Annotated in this window: 13 protein-coding genes, 4 tRNA genes and 1 pseudogene; 14 read left to right on the forward strand and 4 right to left on the reverse strand. The window is 31.6% G+C overall.

Annotated elements, in window-relative coordinates; translation table 11 throughout:
* Positions 1–20 precede the first annotated feature (20 nt).
* The 7 genes and pseudogenes from trxA to KEC37_RS02190 all read left to right on the forward strand — a co-directional run.
* On the forward strand, positions 21–356 hold the full coding sequence (gene trxA / locus KEC37_RS02160; protein ID WP_223139026.1) for a thioredoxin: 336 nt from the start codon (positions 21–23) through the stop codon (positions 354–356).
* Positions 357–467: 111 nt separating this feature from the next.
* On the forward strand, positions 468–1,727 hold the full coding sequence (gene rho, locus KEC37_RS02165) for a transcription termination factor Rho (RefSeq protein ID WP_223138513.1): 1,260 nt from the start codon (positions 468–470) through the stop codon (positions 1,725–1,727).
* A 166-nt stretch (positions 1,728–1,893) separates the two neighbouring features.
* Positions 1,894–1,967: transfer RNA gene (locus KEC37_RS02170), tRNA-Arg, on the forward strand.
* Between the two features lie 13 nt (positions 1,968–1,980).
* Positions 1,981–2,053: transfer RNA gene (locus KEC37_RS02175), tRNA-His, on the forward strand.
* A gap of 27 nt (positions 2,054–2,080) precedes the next feature.
* Positions 2,081–2,164: transfer RNA gene (locus KEC37_RS02180), tRNA-Leu, on the forward strand.
* Positions 2,165–2,192: 28 nt separating this feature from the next.
* Positions 2,193–2,266, forward strand: a tRNA-Pro gene (locus KEC37_RS02185).
* A 155-nt stretch (positions 2,267–2,421) separates the two neighbouring features.
* Positions 2,422–4,569 (forward strand): annotated as a pseudogene (locus KEC37_RS02190) (AAA family ATPase); the annotation flags it as partial.
* A gap of 3 nt (positions 4,570–4,572) precedes the next feature.
* Here the strand turns inward: KEC37_RS02190 and KEC37_RS02195 are convergent.
* Positions 4,573–5,742, reverse strand: a complete 1,170-nt coding sequence (locus tag KEC37_RS02195) for an IscS subfamily cysteine desulfurase (protein WP_223139517.1) — start codon at positions 5,740–5,742, stop codon at positions 4,573–4,575.
* Positions 5,743–5,868: 126 nt separating this feature from the next.
* Here KEC37_RS02195 and KEC37_RS02200 point away from each other — a divergent pair, with 126 nt between their 5' ends.
* Positions 5,869–6,651, forward strand: coding sequence for an inositol monophosphatase family protein (locus KEC37_RS02200; protein WP_223138516.1), 783 nt, complete (start codon positions 5,869–5,871; stop codon positions 6,649–6,651).
* Positions 6,652–6,687: 36 nt separating this feature from the next.
* Here KEC37_RS02200 and ftsY read toward each other — a convergent pair whose 3' ends face one another.
* Entirely contained in the window at positions 6,688–7,674 is a 987-nt protein-coding gene (gene ftsY, locus KEC37_RS02205) for a signal recognition particle-docking protein FtsY (RefSeq protein ID WP_223139518.1), read from the reverse strand.
* 125 nt (positions 7,675–7,799) lie between these two features.
* On the opposite strand from ftsY, the gene rsmD reads away from it, so the two are divergent.
* The 6 genes from rsmD to ruvC all read left to right on the forward strand — a co-directional run bounded on the left by rsmD (position 7,800) and on the right by ruvC (position 13,204).
* Entirely contained in the window at positions 7,800–8,396 is a 597-nt protein-coding gene (gene rsmD / locus KEC37_RS02210; protein ID WP_223139519.1) for a 16S rRNA (guanine(966)-N(2))-methyltransferase RsmD, read from the forward strand.
* Between the two features lie 103 nt (positions 8,397–8,499).
* Positions 8,500–8,760, forward strand: coding sequence for a BolA family protein (locus tag KEC37_RS02215; RefSeq protein ID WP_223139520.1), 261 nt, complete (start codon positions 8,500–8,502; stop codon positions 8,758–8,760).
* 47 nt (positions 8,761–8,807) lie between these two features.
* Positions 8,808–10,070, forward strand: coding sequence for a UDP-N-acetylglucosamine 1-carboxyvinyltransferase (gene murA / locus KEC37_RS02220; RefSeq protein ID WP_223139521.1), 1,263 nt, complete (start codon positions 8,808–8,810; stop codon positions 10,068–10,070).
* 56 nt (positions 10,071–10,126) lie between these two features.
* On the forward strand, positions 10,127–11,866 hold the full coding sequence (gene aspS / locus KEC37_RS02225) for an aspartate--tRNA ligase (protein WP_223139522.1): 1,740 nt from the start codon (positions 10,127–10,129) through the stop codon (positions 11,864–11,866).
* 98 nt (positions 11,867–11,964) lie between these two features.
* Positions 11,965–12,696 (forward strand): YebC/PmpR family DNA-binding transcriptional regulator, encoded by a 732-nt coding sequence (locus tag KEC37_RS02230; RefSeq protein WP_223138912.1) that lies wholly within the window; start codon positions 11,965–11,967, stop codon positions 12,694–12,696.
* Between the two features lie 31 nt (positions 12,697–12,727).
* Positions 12,728–13,204 (forward strand): crossover junction endodeoxyribonuclease RuvC, encoded by a 477-nt coding sequence (gene ruvC, locus KEC37_RS02235; protein ID WP_223138522.1) that lies wholly within the window; start codon positions 12,728–12,730, stop codon positions 13,202–13,204.
* 9 nt (positions 13,205–13,213) lie between these two features.
* Here the strand turns inward: ruvC and znuB are convergent, their stop codons facing one another.
* A complete protein-coding gene (gene znuB, locus KEC37_RS02240) occupies positions 13,214–14,005 on the reverse strand; it encodes a zinc ABC transporter permease subunit ZnuB (RefSeq protein ID WP_223139033.1) in 792 nt (263 codons plus the stop codon).
* Between the two features lie 54 nt (positions 14,006–14,059).
* Positions 14,060–14,770 (reverse strand): zinc ABC transporter ATP-binding protein ZnuC, encoded by a 711-nt coding sequence (gene znuC / locus KEC37_RS02245; protein ID WP_223139803.1) that lies wholly within the window; start codon positions 14,768–14,770, stop codon positions 14,060–14,062.
* Positions 14,771–14,846 lie beyond the last annotated feature (76 nt).

Here is a 14,846-nt window from a genome sequence, read left to right on the forward strand (position 1 = left end):
TAAATAAAAGGATAATTATTATGAATAATGTTGATAATAAGATTATTTATCTTAATGATAAAAATTTTGATAAGGTAGTGTTACAATCAGACACAGCTTGTCTTGTCGATTTTTGGGCAGATTGGTGCGCTCCTTGTAAACAAATTTCTGCTATTTTAGATGAAATTTGTAAAGATTTTGATAAAAATCTAATTATAGCTAAATTGAATGTTAGTGAGTATACTAGTATTGCAAATAAATATAATATTAGAAGTATTCCTACACTATTACTTTTTCGTAATGGAGAAGTTATAGCTAATAAAACTGGATCCTGTTCTAAAGAACAGTTAATGACATTTTTAAGAACATCTATATAGTTCTGAATAGATAGCTAGAGAAGGATTATTCAGTCAATTAACAATCTATAGTTATACAATCCAATTAAGATCATTCTTCAATCCCCCAAGGTTAGAAAAGAACCTATCATTATGAATCTTACTAAATTAAAAAATACCCCAGTTTCTGAACTAGTTGTTCTTGGTGAAAATATGGGAATAGAAAATTTGGCACGGTTACGTAAACAAGATATTATTTTCTCCATTCTTAAACAACATGCTAAAAGTGGAGAGGATATATTTGGAAACGGTGTATTAGAGATACTGCAAGATGGATTTGGATTTTTGCGATCGAGTGATAGTTCTTATCTCGCTGGTCCAGATGATATTTATGTTTCACCCAGTCAAATTCGTCGGTTTAATCTGCGTACTGGTGATACTATTTCTGGTAAAATTAGACCTCCTAAAGAAGGAGAGCGATATTTTGCATTATTAAAAGTGAATGAAGTGAATCACGATAAGCCAGAAAATGCTCGTAATAAAATTCTCTTTGAAAACTTGACACCACTCCATGCTAATTCTCGTTTACGTATGGAAAGAGGGAATGGTTCTGCTGAAGATTTAACTGTTCGTGTATTAGATTTAGCCTCTCCTATTGGTAGAGGGCAACGTGGATTAATTGTAGCCCCTCCTAAAGCTGGTAAAACTATATTACTACAAAATATTGCACAAGGTCTCGCCTATAATTATCCTGATTGTATCTTAATAGTATTATTAATAGATGAACGTCCTGAAGAAGTAACTGAAATGCAACGTCTAGTCAAAGGGGAAGTGATCGCATCTACCTTTGATGAACCTGCATCTAGACATGTTCAAGTAGCTGAAATGGTTATAGAAAAGGCAAAAAGATTAGTAGAACATAAAGAAGATGTTATTATTTTATTAGATTCTATAACCAGATTAGCACGTGCTTATAATACAGTTATTCCGGGTTCAGGTAAAATATTAACAGGAGGAGTAGATGCCAATGCTTTACATCGTCCTAAACGTTTTTTCGGTGCAGCACGTAATATGGAAGAAGGAGGAAGTCTTACAATAATTGCTACCGCTTTAATTGATACCGGATCAAAAATGGATGAAGTTATTTATGAAGAATTTAAGGGTACTGGTAATATGGAATTACATTTATCTCGTAAAATCGCAGAAAAACGTGTTTTTCCCGCTATTGATTATAATCGTTCTGGAACAAGAAAAGAAGAACTTCTGACCACTCCAGAGGAACTTCAGAAAATGTGGATTCTGAGAAAAATTATGCATCCTATGGGAGAAATTGAGGCAATGGAATTTCTAATTAATAAATTAGCTATGACTAAAACTAATGATGAATTCTTTGATATGATGAAGCGTTCCTAACTCTTTAATATTCTTTCTTCTCTTTTAAAGATTTGTTGCAATCCCTCCTTGAGTATATAAAGTAGAAGATTCAATAAACATCATCGAATAGTGTACAATTTTTATAAAAATAGCTAGACATCTCAAAAATAAAATTTTATTATTTTCTTTATATTTTAATAGAATTGCGCCTGTAGCTCAATTGGATAGAGCGCTACCCTCCGGAGGTAGAAGTATCAGGTTCGAATCCTGTCAGGCGTGACTATAATTTTTGGTGATTGTAGCTCAGTTGGTAGAGCCCTGGATTGTGATTCCAGTAGTCGTGGGTTCGATTCCCATCAATCACCCATCCATTCCATAACATAAATGAATATGCGAAGATGGCGGAATAGGTAGACGCGCTAGTTTCAGGTGTTAGTGTCGTATTGGGCGTGAGGGTTCGATTCCCTCTCTTCGCAGTATAAGATGTTTTCTATAATTTTTTATCGGCGAGTGGCGCAGTTTGGTAGCGCGGCTGGTTTGGGACCAGTAGGTCGGAGGTTCAAATCCTCTCTCGCCGAATCTCTCCCTAATGGAGACGTTTAAAAAATAAAAGCATATCTATTTTAGTTCCAAGTAAAGGAATAAAAAACAGAATTTATAGATATTTTCTATTAATCTCTACAATCTAGATTCACTCCTTTTCTTAATTGGGGAAGTAAAAAGAGGGAAGTAAATGAATGATCAATATGCAGATAACAAACCGATACTGAAATATTTTTCTATAGATTTAACGGAACAAGCAGAAAAAGGAAAATTGGATCCTATTATTGGTCGTGATGAAGAAATTCGTCGAACTATTCAAGTATTACAGAGAAGAACAAAAAATAATCCTGTATTAATTGGAGCGCCTGGGGTAGGAAAAACGGCTATTGTTGAAGGATTGGCACAACGTATTGTTAATAATGAAGTTCCAGATGGTTTGAAAAATAGTCGTCTACTATCTTTAGATATGGGTGCTTTGTTAGCTGGTACTAAATATAGAGGTGAATTTGAAGAACGTTTGAAAAGGGTACTTAATGAGATTAAACAATCAGAAAAAAATATTATTTTATTTATAGATGAATTACATACCATTATTGGTACAGGAAAAATAGATGGAATGATGGACGCTGGAAATATGTTAAAACCTGCTCTTTCCAGAGGTGAATTACATTGTGTAGGTGCTACTACCTTGGATGAATATCGTCAGTATATTGAAAAAGATGCGGCATTAGAAAGAAGATTTCAAAAAGTCCTTGTTATTGAACCTAGTATAGAGGATACAATTGCAATTTTAAGAGGATTAAAAGAACGTTACGAATTACATCATCATGTACAAATTACGGATACTGCGATTGTAGCAGCTGCCACGTTATCTGCGAGATATATTACTGATCGTAACTTACCAGATAAAGCAATTGATCTGATTGATGAAACTGCTTCTAGCATTCGCATACAGATTGATTCTAAACCAGAAGAACTTGATCGTTTGGATCGTCGTATTGTTCAGCTAAAATTAGAAAAAAAAGCTTTAGAAAAAGAATCAAAAGAATTAGATGAAAGAAGTGTTAAACGTCTTGACTCCTTAAAAAAGGAAATTTTAGAAAAAGAATCCTCTTATGCTGCTTTATATTCACAGTGGAATACAGAAAAACGTTCTTTATTAAAAGTTCAAAATTTAAAATATGAATTAGAAAAAGCAAGAATTTCTATAGAACAAGCTCGACGTACAGGTGATTTAGCCAAAATGTCAGAGCTACAATATGGTATCATTCCAGAAATTGAAAGAAAACTGGAAATAATTCTATCTCAATCAAAAAAGATGGCACGTCTCATTCGTAGCCGTGTTACCGATAAAGAAATAGCAGAAACCTTAGCAAAATGGACCGGTATTCCGGTATCCAAAATGTTAGAAATTGAGAAAGAAAAATTATTACATATGGAAAAAGAATTGCATAAGAGAATAATTGGACAAAAAGAAGCAGTAGAAGCCGTATCTCATGCGATTCGTCGTAGTCGAGCAGGGTTATCCGATACAAATAGACCGATTGGTTCTTTTCTCTTTCTTGGTCCAACCGGAGTAGGGAAAACAGAGTTATGTAAAGCATTAGCTAATTTTATGTTTAGTAATGATAATACTATGGTTCGTCTCGATATGTCCGAATTTATGGAGAAACATTCTATTGCGAAGTTAGTCGGTGCCCCTCCTGGATATATCGGTTATGAATCGGGAGGATTTCTTACCGAAGCTATTCGTAATAGACCATACTCTCTTATTTTGTTAGATGAAATAGAGAAGGCACATCCAGATATTTTTAATATATTATTACAAGTATTAGATGATGGTAGGCTAACGGATAGTAAAGGTAGAACAGTAGATTTTCGTAATACCATTATTAGTATGACTTCTAATCTGGGTTCTGATCTAATTCAAGATAGATTTTGGGACATAGACTATAACGAAATGAAACATATGGTTCTTAATATTGTCAATCGGCATTTCCGTCCGGAATTTATTAATAGAATTGATGAAATCGTTGTTTTTCATCCTTTAAATCAGGAACATATTAATGAAATTATTAGAATACAACTCCAAGGATTAATGAATAGACTAGAAGAAAAAGGATATTCACCTATTACTATAAGTGAAGAAGTATATTCAGTATTGCGAATGTCTGGTTTTGATTCGATATATGGAGCTCGTCCTTTAAAACGTTCTATACGACAAAAAATTGAAAATTTTTTATCGTATCAAATGTTATCTGGAAAATTATTACCTGGAAAACCCATAAAATTAGATGTAATAGATAATAAAATAGTATCCATACAAAAGGATATGTAGTTGTTAAAGATAGAATTGAGATAATTGTAAGACTACATTATAAATATGATCGGCCGCAAAATCAATTTCTTCTTTTGTAGTAAAACGTCCGATAGAAATACGTATAGGACTATTATTCATTACTGATTTTTTTGGATTAGTATGCAATGCGTGTAATACATGGGAGAATTCCAATGTAGCTGTAGTACAAGCCGCACTAGATGAAATAGCTACATCTTTTAACATGAGAATTAAAGCCTCCCCATCTATAGAGCTAAAACTGATATTGATGATAGTTGCAATACTGTTTACTAAATCACCATTGAGTTGTATTCCTGGAATTTGTTTTAATTTTTCCCATAATAAGTTACGTAATAGATGTAATCGTGGCATTTCGGTATGCATTTCTTCTGATGCGATCCGAATAGCTTCACCCATACCTACGATTTGATGTACTGGTAATGTTCCAGAACGCATTCCTCTTTCATGATTTCCGCCATGTATTTGTGGTGTAATTTTAACCCATGGCTTTCTACTGATATATAATACACCAATCCCCTTTGGTCCATATATTTTATGACCACTAAAAGACATGAAATCTATAAAGGAATTTTTTTTTAAATCAATAGGCAATTTTCCTATACTTTGTGTTGCATCTACATGAAACAATATATTATTTTCACGACATAATTTTCCCAATGCATAAATGTCTTGAATCACACCAATTTCATTGTTAACATGCATGATGGATACTAAAATAGTATCATTCAGTAAAGAATCTTGTAATTGTTTTAATGTAATTAGTCCATTAGATAAGGGTTTTAAAAGAGTAAGCTTAAATCCTTCTTGTTCTAATTTTGTACAACTATCTAAGACAGATTTATGTTCTATCATGCTGGTGATAATATGTCTTCCTTTATGAAAATTAGCATAAGCTGCTCCCTTAATAGCGAGATTATTAGACTCGGTCGCTCCTGATGTAAAGATGATTTCACGAATATCAGCTCCAATAGTATGAGCAATTTGATTACGTGCGATGTCTACTGCTTCATCTGCTTGCCATCCATATAGATGAGAACGCGAAGAGGGATTACCAAATATTCCTTCTAAAGTTAGATATTGCATCATTTTTTTTGCAACACGAGGATCTACTGGTGTAGTAGCGGCATAATCTAGATAAATTGGTAATTTCATATGAGTTTTTCCTCTTTTTGATTACTTTCCAAATGAAGACAAACATGTTATATATATACTCTCTCTCTTTCTCTTTAGAAGAAAGAATATATTTTTATTGATAGATTTTCATCAGGTAATTATAAAATGTCTCCAATCCTCAATATTGCTATTCGTACAGTACGTTCAGCAGGAAATTTTCTCTCTAGATATTATGATTCTTTTAAAATTGAAAGAAAAAATATAGAGGATTCTGCTCACTATATTAGTAGAGAAGTTACTAAATTAATGTCTCAAACTATTCATCGTTTTTATCCTCAACATTTAATACTCGATCGAGTATATCCAAACCCATCTTCTAGAGAAAAGGCTATTCAATGGATAATTAATCCAATAGATAATATTACCAATTTTTTTAATGGATTTCCTTATTTTTCTATTTCCGTTGCAGTATATATTAAAGGTCAAATTGAGATTGCAGTGATTTATGATCCAATACGTAATGAACTATTTAGTGCAAAGCGTGGATGTGGTGCTCAATTAAACGGATATAGACTAAGAATAGGTTCGGCTTATAGTCTAAATGGAGCTATTTTATCTCTAGGAATAAAGATAGATAGTAAAAATCCGCCCCAATCCCAATATAATTATTGGAGAATATTAAAAAAATTATTTAAACAATATGTTCATTTTAGATATACTGGATCTATTACATTAGATTTAGCATATGTTGCTGCAGGTAGGCTTGATGGTGTGTTTCAAATTTGTCAAGACTTATATAATTTATATAGTGGTGGAGAGTTAATAGTACGTGAATCAGGAGGATTAACCACTGATTTTTATGGCAAACAGGCTTATCTTTCTTCGGGTCATATTATTTCAGGAAACTCACGTGTCGTTAAACTAATATTAGCGAATGTTCAAAAATAAAGCTCAATTTTATGGTGGTTGACTACCCTAGTTTGACTACCCTAGTTTAGGAAAAATAAAATCGACAAATTGTTCGGATTTAAAAACTTGTATATCCTTCATATCTTCACCAGTACCTATATAACGTACTGGAATCCCAAATTGATCCGCAATAGTAAAAATTACGCCACCCTTTGCAGTCCCATCTAATTTTGTTATGGTAATACCGGTCAAGGGGATAAATTCATTAAAAGAAGAAATTTGACTTAAGGAGTTTTGTCCTATACTGGCATCTATAATTAGCATCGCTTCATGGGGAGCTTCAATATCTATTTTTTTTATCACTCTAATAATTTTTTTCATTTCATTCATTAAATTAATCTTATTGTGTAATCGTCCTGCAGTATCTATAATTAATATGTCGTAATGTTGCTTTTTAGCTATATGCATTGCATTAAATATAACAGATGCCGCGTCATTACTATATTCTCTAGTAATCACAGGTATTCGATTACTTTCGCCTAATATTTGTAATTGTTCTTTGCCTGCTGCACGAAACGTATCGCCTCCAGCAAGAAGAACTTTTTTTCCTTCACTAGTTAACTTGTTAGCTAATTTTCCGATAGTAGTAGTTTTACCAACCCCATTCGCACCAATAATTAAAATAATAAAAGGGACGTTATCTGACGTTATAATTAAAGGTTTTTCTATTTTGGATAGCATATTCTTCATTTTTTCTTGAAGAAGAGTATAGACGGTTTCTGTATTTGTGACTCGATTATATTGAGTCATTTTTATGAGATACTCTATAATGAGATGGGTCGTTTTTACGCCAAAATCAGCGATTAATAAACTTTCTTCAATTTTTTCAAAAAAATCTGTATTAACTTGTTGACCTAAGCATAAAGTCATAATTTTATGACCTAAAACTTGGCGTACTTTTGACAAAGAATTTCTTAATTTAAAAAGAAATGGTGTCTTCTTTTGAGAAGATTCAGTCATCTCTGATTGTTTTTTTTCATTGAGATTGTTATTAATGAACAAGGTATGATTTCCTTAATGAAGTATAAAAAAGTGTATTGAAACTTTTACTGTACTTTGTTTGATATTTTTATTCAAATATTAAATAGAGATTAGTCATTATCTTATCAAAGGTTTAAAATTTGTTGATGAAAAGAAATATTGTTTTCCATAGAAATATTCATTTTTCTGGTTCTATTCGTATTATAGGTGGGAGGTGGAAAAATCGTAAAATTCCAGTTTTGTCTTGTGAGAATTTAAGACCAACTACTAGTAGAATGCGTGAAACAATCTTCAATTGGTTAACACCTAAAATAAATGGTGCACATTGCTTAGATTGTTTTGCTGGTAGTGGTGCGTTAGGATTAGAAGCATTATCAAGATATGCTGCTAGTGTTATATTTCTAGAAAAAAATTTTCATTATAGTAATCAAATATGCAAGATTCTTCAAACATTACAAATTGAAAAAAACATCGCTATAGTAGTAAGAACTAATACTTTACATTGGATGAAACAATCTAATAAAATTTTTGATCTAGTTTTTATAGATCCCCCTTTTTATCAGGGGTTGATAGAGAAAACAATATATTTACTTAATTTATATCGTTTATTAAAAAGAGACGCATGGATTTATATAGAATCAGAATATGAGATATCTTATTTGAACGTTCCTATGAATTGGAGAATGAAAAGAAAAAAAAGCAATAGCAAAGTAACGTATTGGTTATATCAGCTTTCTAATTAATTTATTATTCCGTACAATTTTTAATGATAACATATGAGTTGATTGATGTATCATTTAAGGGTGGATTAAAATTTATGGATTATAATAGAGTAGGGTCTATACTGTGAAAGAACATGAAATAGTAGAAATATTAAAAAAAAACTTAGATTTGGATCAGATATTTGTCAAAGGAGATGGGAACCATTTTCAAATAGTTGCTATTAGTAAGATATTTAGAAATATGAGTTATGTGGAAAAACAACAAGTAATTTATTCGTTGTTGATGGAATTTATTATCAATAAACAGATACATGCTGTCTCCATCAAAACATTAACACCAGATGAATGGAAAAATCATCAAAATTATAGTGATATTATACTGTAATTCCTCATGCTATTAGAAATAACTAAATATAAAGAGTCAAATTTTTTATGGATAAATTACATATATGGGGTCCTACTAAATTAATCGGAGAAGTAACGATTTCTGGAGCGAAAAATGCTGCATTACCTATTTTGTTCTCAACAATTTTAGCAGAAGAACCAGTAGAAATTTTTAATATACCTAAACTAAAAGATATAGAAACCGCTCTTACATTATTAAGTTGGATGGGGGCAAAAATTAAGAGAAATGGATCTATTCAAGTTGATGCTAGTAATATTAATATATACTGTGCTCCATATGATTTAGTAAAAACAATGCGTGCTTCTATTTGGGCATTAGGACCTTTAGTCGCTCGATTTGGCAAAGCTAAAGTATCTTTACCTGGGGGTTGTGCTATTGGGGCACGTCCAGTAGATCTGCATACGTGTGGGTTAACGCAATTAGGAGCACGTATCAAACTTGAAAATGGATACATTAAAGCATCGATAAATGGGCATAGACTTCGTGGGACTCATATTGTTCTGAATAAGATTAGTGTTGGTGCTACAGTAACTATTATGAGTGCTTCCACCTTGGCTGAAGGTACGACTATTATTGAAAATGCCGCTAGAGAACCAGAGATAATTGATACAGCTAATTTTCTTATTACTTTAGGAGCAAAAATTAGTGGTGCAGGTAGTAGTCGAATTGCTATTAAGGGAGTTCGTAGACTTAGAGGAGGAATATATCGTATATTACCTGATCGTATTGAAGCAGGTACATTTTTAGTAGCGGCTGCTATTTCTAGAGGTCAGGTTGTTTGTCATAAAATTGATCCGAATACACTGAGTATTGTACTAAAAAAATTAAATGAAGCAGGTGCAGATATTAAAACGGGATCTAATTGGATTAGTCTAAATATGCATAATAAACGTCCTAATGCCATTAGAATTTGTACCGCTCCATATCCTGGATTTCCTACGGATATGCAAGCACAATTTAGTTTATTAAATCTTATTGCTAAGGGAACAGGTTTTATTACGGAAACGATTTTTGAAAATCGTTTTATGCATATACCCGAGCTTATACGTATGGGTGCACATGCCAAAATAGAAAGTAATACAATTATCTGTTATGGCGTAGAAAATTTATATAGTGCTCAAGTAATGGCAACGGATTTACGTGCATCGGCTAGTTTAGTATTAGCTGGTTGTATTGCGGAAGGCATGACCGTAGTAGATCGTATTTATCATATAGATCGTGGATATGAGAGCCTTGAAAATAAACTGCGTAATATGGGTGCTAATATCAAAAGAATTCGTGAAAAATAAGAATGCTTAATCATTTGATTATATTAAAAATTTTAGTATGGAAGGGAATTTGAATAATGCGTATATATTGTGGTCAACTAAATATCACTCATATTAATCAAAAAGTCATTCTATACGGATGGGTTAATAAAATACGTAATTTGGGACGTTTATTTTTTATTGATTTACGTGATAGAGAAGGGATAGTACAAGTATCGATTAAGAATAATCTACTTTTTAATATTGTTAATAAGATCAGAAATGGATTCTGTATAAAAATTATAGGAATCGTTCAAAAACGTCCATTGAAACAAATAAATAATTGTATGTCGACTGGAGAGATAGAAGTTATAGCGAGTGAGATAGTAATATTAAGTGATTCTGATCCATTACCTCTTGATTGTAATGATCAGAATCATACAGAAGAACAGAGATTAAAATTTCGTTATTTATATCTTCGTTGTCCTGAAATGATTGATAGAATCAGAACACGCGCAAAGATTACTAGTTTTATTCATCGTTTTATGGAGCATGAAGGGTTTATAAATATTGAAACTCCTTTTTTAACGAAATTTACTCCTGAAGGAGCACGTGATTATTTAGTACCTAGTCGTAAATATAAAGGAAAATTTTATGTCTTACCTCAATCTCCACAGATATTTAAGCAACTTCTTATGATAGCCGGATTCGATCGTTATTATCAGATTGTCAAATGTTTTCGTGATGAGGAATTACGTGCTGATCGTCAACCGGAATTTACTCAAATTGATATCGAAGCTTCTTTTATGAATGCTCATCAAATACGTCAAATAACAGAAAAATTAATAAGAAATTTATGGTGGCATATCAAAAAGGTAGACTTAGGAACGTTTCATGAAATGACTTATACTGAAGCAGTAACTCGTTTTGGATCTTCAAAACCTGATTTACGTAATCCCATAGAGATTACAGAAATAACCAATATGTTACAACAAGAAGAAAAGCGTCGTTTATTTCCATCTTTTGATGAAGAATATAGGATATCTGCCTTTCATATCCCTGCTGATTTTTTTATAAAATTGACACCACAAAAAATAGAAGCATATCAGATGTATATAAAAGATCAGTGTCAATTAAGACAATTGAATTGGGAACATTGTAAAATTCAACAAATTACTCAAGATAGTATGACATTAATCCATGAATTAAGAGATAAAATATTTTATAATAAATCCAGAGAAAAAGATGAGTATTTGTTCATTCTCCATCATAAAAATTTTTCTTCCAATATATTAGGGATGTTACGTAATAAAATTGGTCAAGATTTAAATGTGATAGAATATCATCGTTATATTCCTCTTTGGGTAATTGATTTTCCAATGTTTGAAAAAGGGGAAAATAATACTTTGAAATCAGTACATCATCCTTTCACTGCTCCTCATTTAAATTATAAGTCTTCATTCTTAAAGAATCCATTAAGAGCCATTGCAGATGCGTATGATATAGTAATGAATGGATATGAAATAGGAGGAGGTTCCATTCGTATTCATTGTAGTCAAATGCAACAATCTATATTTAATCTACTCGGTTTGGATCAAAATGCACAAAAAGAGCAATTTGGATTTATGCTTGATGCTTTGAAATACGGTACTCCTCCACATGGAGGAGTAGCTCTAGGTTTAGATAGATTAGTTATGTTATTAACAGGAACGGATAATATCCGCGATGTCATTGCTTTTCCCAAAACTACTGCTGCAGCAGATTTAATGACAGGTGCTCCAACTAAGATTGCTTCTAATATATTAGAAGATCTTTCCTATCGAATAAGAATTAATTAAACAAATTATTATAATGAAAAAAGAATGTTATTCTTCTCTTTACAGGAAAGAGAAGATTGAACCAAATAATATTGAAAGGTTGAAAGGAGATTCTATCTATGTCAGGTCATAGTAAATGGGCTAATACTAAACATCGTAAGGCTCTTCAAGATTCTAGACGTGGTAAGATATTTACTAAGCTTATTCAGGAATTAGTAACCACAGTGAAATTAGGAGGAGCAGATACTAACACTAATCCACGGCTTCGTACAATAATTAATAAGGCTTTATCTAATAATATGACAAGAGATACTATCAACAGAGTACTCAATCGTGGAGTTGGAGAGCAATCTTTAAAAGAAATGGAAAATATTGTATACGAAGGCTATGGTCCTGGTGGTACAGCTTTGATAATAAACTGTATTAGTAATAATCGCAATCGAACAACCTCAGAAATACGTTATATACTTAATAAGATAGGTTGCAGTTTAGGAGTCAAAGGTTCAGTTTCTTATCTCTTCCAAAAGAAAGGTATGTTGTCTTTTGTTGCTCCCGGAGTAGATAAAGATAGAATGTTAAATTATGCTATAGAGTTTGGAGCGGATGATATCAATATCCATGATAATGGATCTATTGATATTTATACTACATTAGAATTATTTGGTTCTATTAGTAGTAGATTGAATCAAAATGGATTCATAGAAGTATCTTCTAAGATAGTATATCTCCCTATAACAGGAATCAGATTAAATCAAGATAATACTAATGAACTCATAAAACTAATTGGTTTGTTAGAAAAAAATGATGATATAAAAAATATTTTTCACAACGGTATTTATTATATAATGTGAAAATATTCTTCCTTAATATGATGAGAAATATATGACAATTATTATTGGTGTGGATCCAGGTTCCCGAATTACGGGATATGGAATTATCTCTCATGAACAGAAAAAATTTGGTTATTTAGATAGTGGTTGTATTAGAACAAATGTCTCTGATTTTCCCCATCGATTAAGAAAAATTTATAGTGATATGATGAAAATTATTAACGATTTTAAGCCAGATTGTTTTGTTATTGAAAAAGTGTTTATGGCCAAGAATGCCAATTCTGCAATTAAACTCGGACAAGCACAAGGTGTAGCTATTTTAGCGGCAATAAATCATGGATTACCAATATTTGAATATGCTACTAAACAAGTAAAACAGATAGTCGTAGGAATCGGTTCTGCAGAAAAGAATCATGTACAAAATATGGTACGTATTTTACTACGTTTAAAAAAAAATCCGAGTACAGATGCGGCTGATGCATTAGCTATTGCAATTACACATTGTCATATTCGTCGTATACATAAATAAATAAATAATTTATATACGAGATTTAATAAATAAACTCAATAAGAATAATAACGATGCACAGAATACTATAGACGGACCAGCGGGAGTATCATAACGTGCTGTAAATACTAGACCGCCAGTAACAGAGCATATACCAGTAATAATAGATAAAATTGCCATTTGTTCTGGACTTTTAGAAAAACGTCTAGCGGTAGCAGCTGGAATAATGAGTAATGATGTAATAAGTAATGCCCCTACAAACTTTGTAGCTATTCCTATTATTAGAGAGATTATAATCACTAATAAAAGTTTTATTTGTTTTAATCGTATTCCATCTACATGCGGCAATTCTGAACTAATAGTTATTGATAATAATGCACGCCATTTCCAAATGATTAAGAATAGCACTATGAATACAATAATACTTAATATATAAATATCTTCTTTAGTGACAATTAATAAATCTCCAAATAGATATGATAATAAATCTATTTTTATACCATAATCCTTCATTAAACTCGATATAATGAGACCTAATGATAGTGCACTATGAGCCATAATACCTAATATAGTATCAATAGATAATTGAGGATAACTTTCTAACCAAATGAGTCCTAATGCTAGTAATATACTAATTATAATAATAGTATAAAATGGATTAACATTTAGTAAAATACCACAAACTCCTCCAAGTAGAGAGGTATGAGCAAGAGCATCACCGAAATAAGACATTTTTTGCCAAACAATAAAAGATCCGAGTGGACCGGCAGCGCAGGCTAAGAGCACACCAACTAACCAACTGGGTAGTAATAAATCCATCACGATGAAGAATCCTTATTTATGATAAAGCACTTTTATTTCACTAGGCTTTTTTCTTTAAGTATGACGATGATAATAAATTGCTAATTGCTTAGGAGTATCATCACTATGTTTATGGAACATTTCTATAAAACTAGGATGTTCTGAGACCTTCTCTGGTGTACCAGAACAACAAATGTGATGATTGAGACAAATTACATCATCCGTTTTAGCCATAACTAAATGTAAATCATGAGAGACCATAAGTATCCCACAATTAAAAATATTGCGTATTTTATCAATTAAATCATATAAATGTAATTGTCCATTAATGTCCATTCCTTGAGTTGGTTCGTCTAATACAAGTAATTGTGGTTGATTTAGTAATGCGCGAGATAATAAGACCCGCTGCATTTCACCTCCTGAAAGTATATGCATTGATTTATTTATTAAATGTTCAGATTCCACATATTTAAGAGATTGAGGTATATCATTTTTTTTTACTGTTGGACGAAGTCGCATAAAACGTTCTACTGTAAGAGGAAAAGTTGAATTAAGATGAATTTTTTGTGGAACGTATCCAATTCTTAATTTATTTTTACATTGAATGATACCAGTACTAGGTTTAATTAAACCTAATATAACACGTACTAGTGTAGATTTACCTGAACCATTAGGCCCTAATAAAGTAGTAATTTTTCCTTTATTTAAAATAAGTGAAATGTTTTTTAGAATTTGTTTCTTTTCCAAAAATAATGAAATTTCTCTAAGAATAATTAGATTATCTATATTCATAAATTAATCTCATCCATTTTATAATTTTTATAAAGATATTATAATATAATTATCTTATTTATTTTGAATA

The sequence above is a fragment of the Candidatus Schneideria nysicola genome (genome assembly GCF_019923565.1).
GTDB lineage: Bacteria > Pseudomonadota > Gammaproteobacteria > Enterobacterales > Enterobacteriaceae > Schneideria > Schneideria nysicola.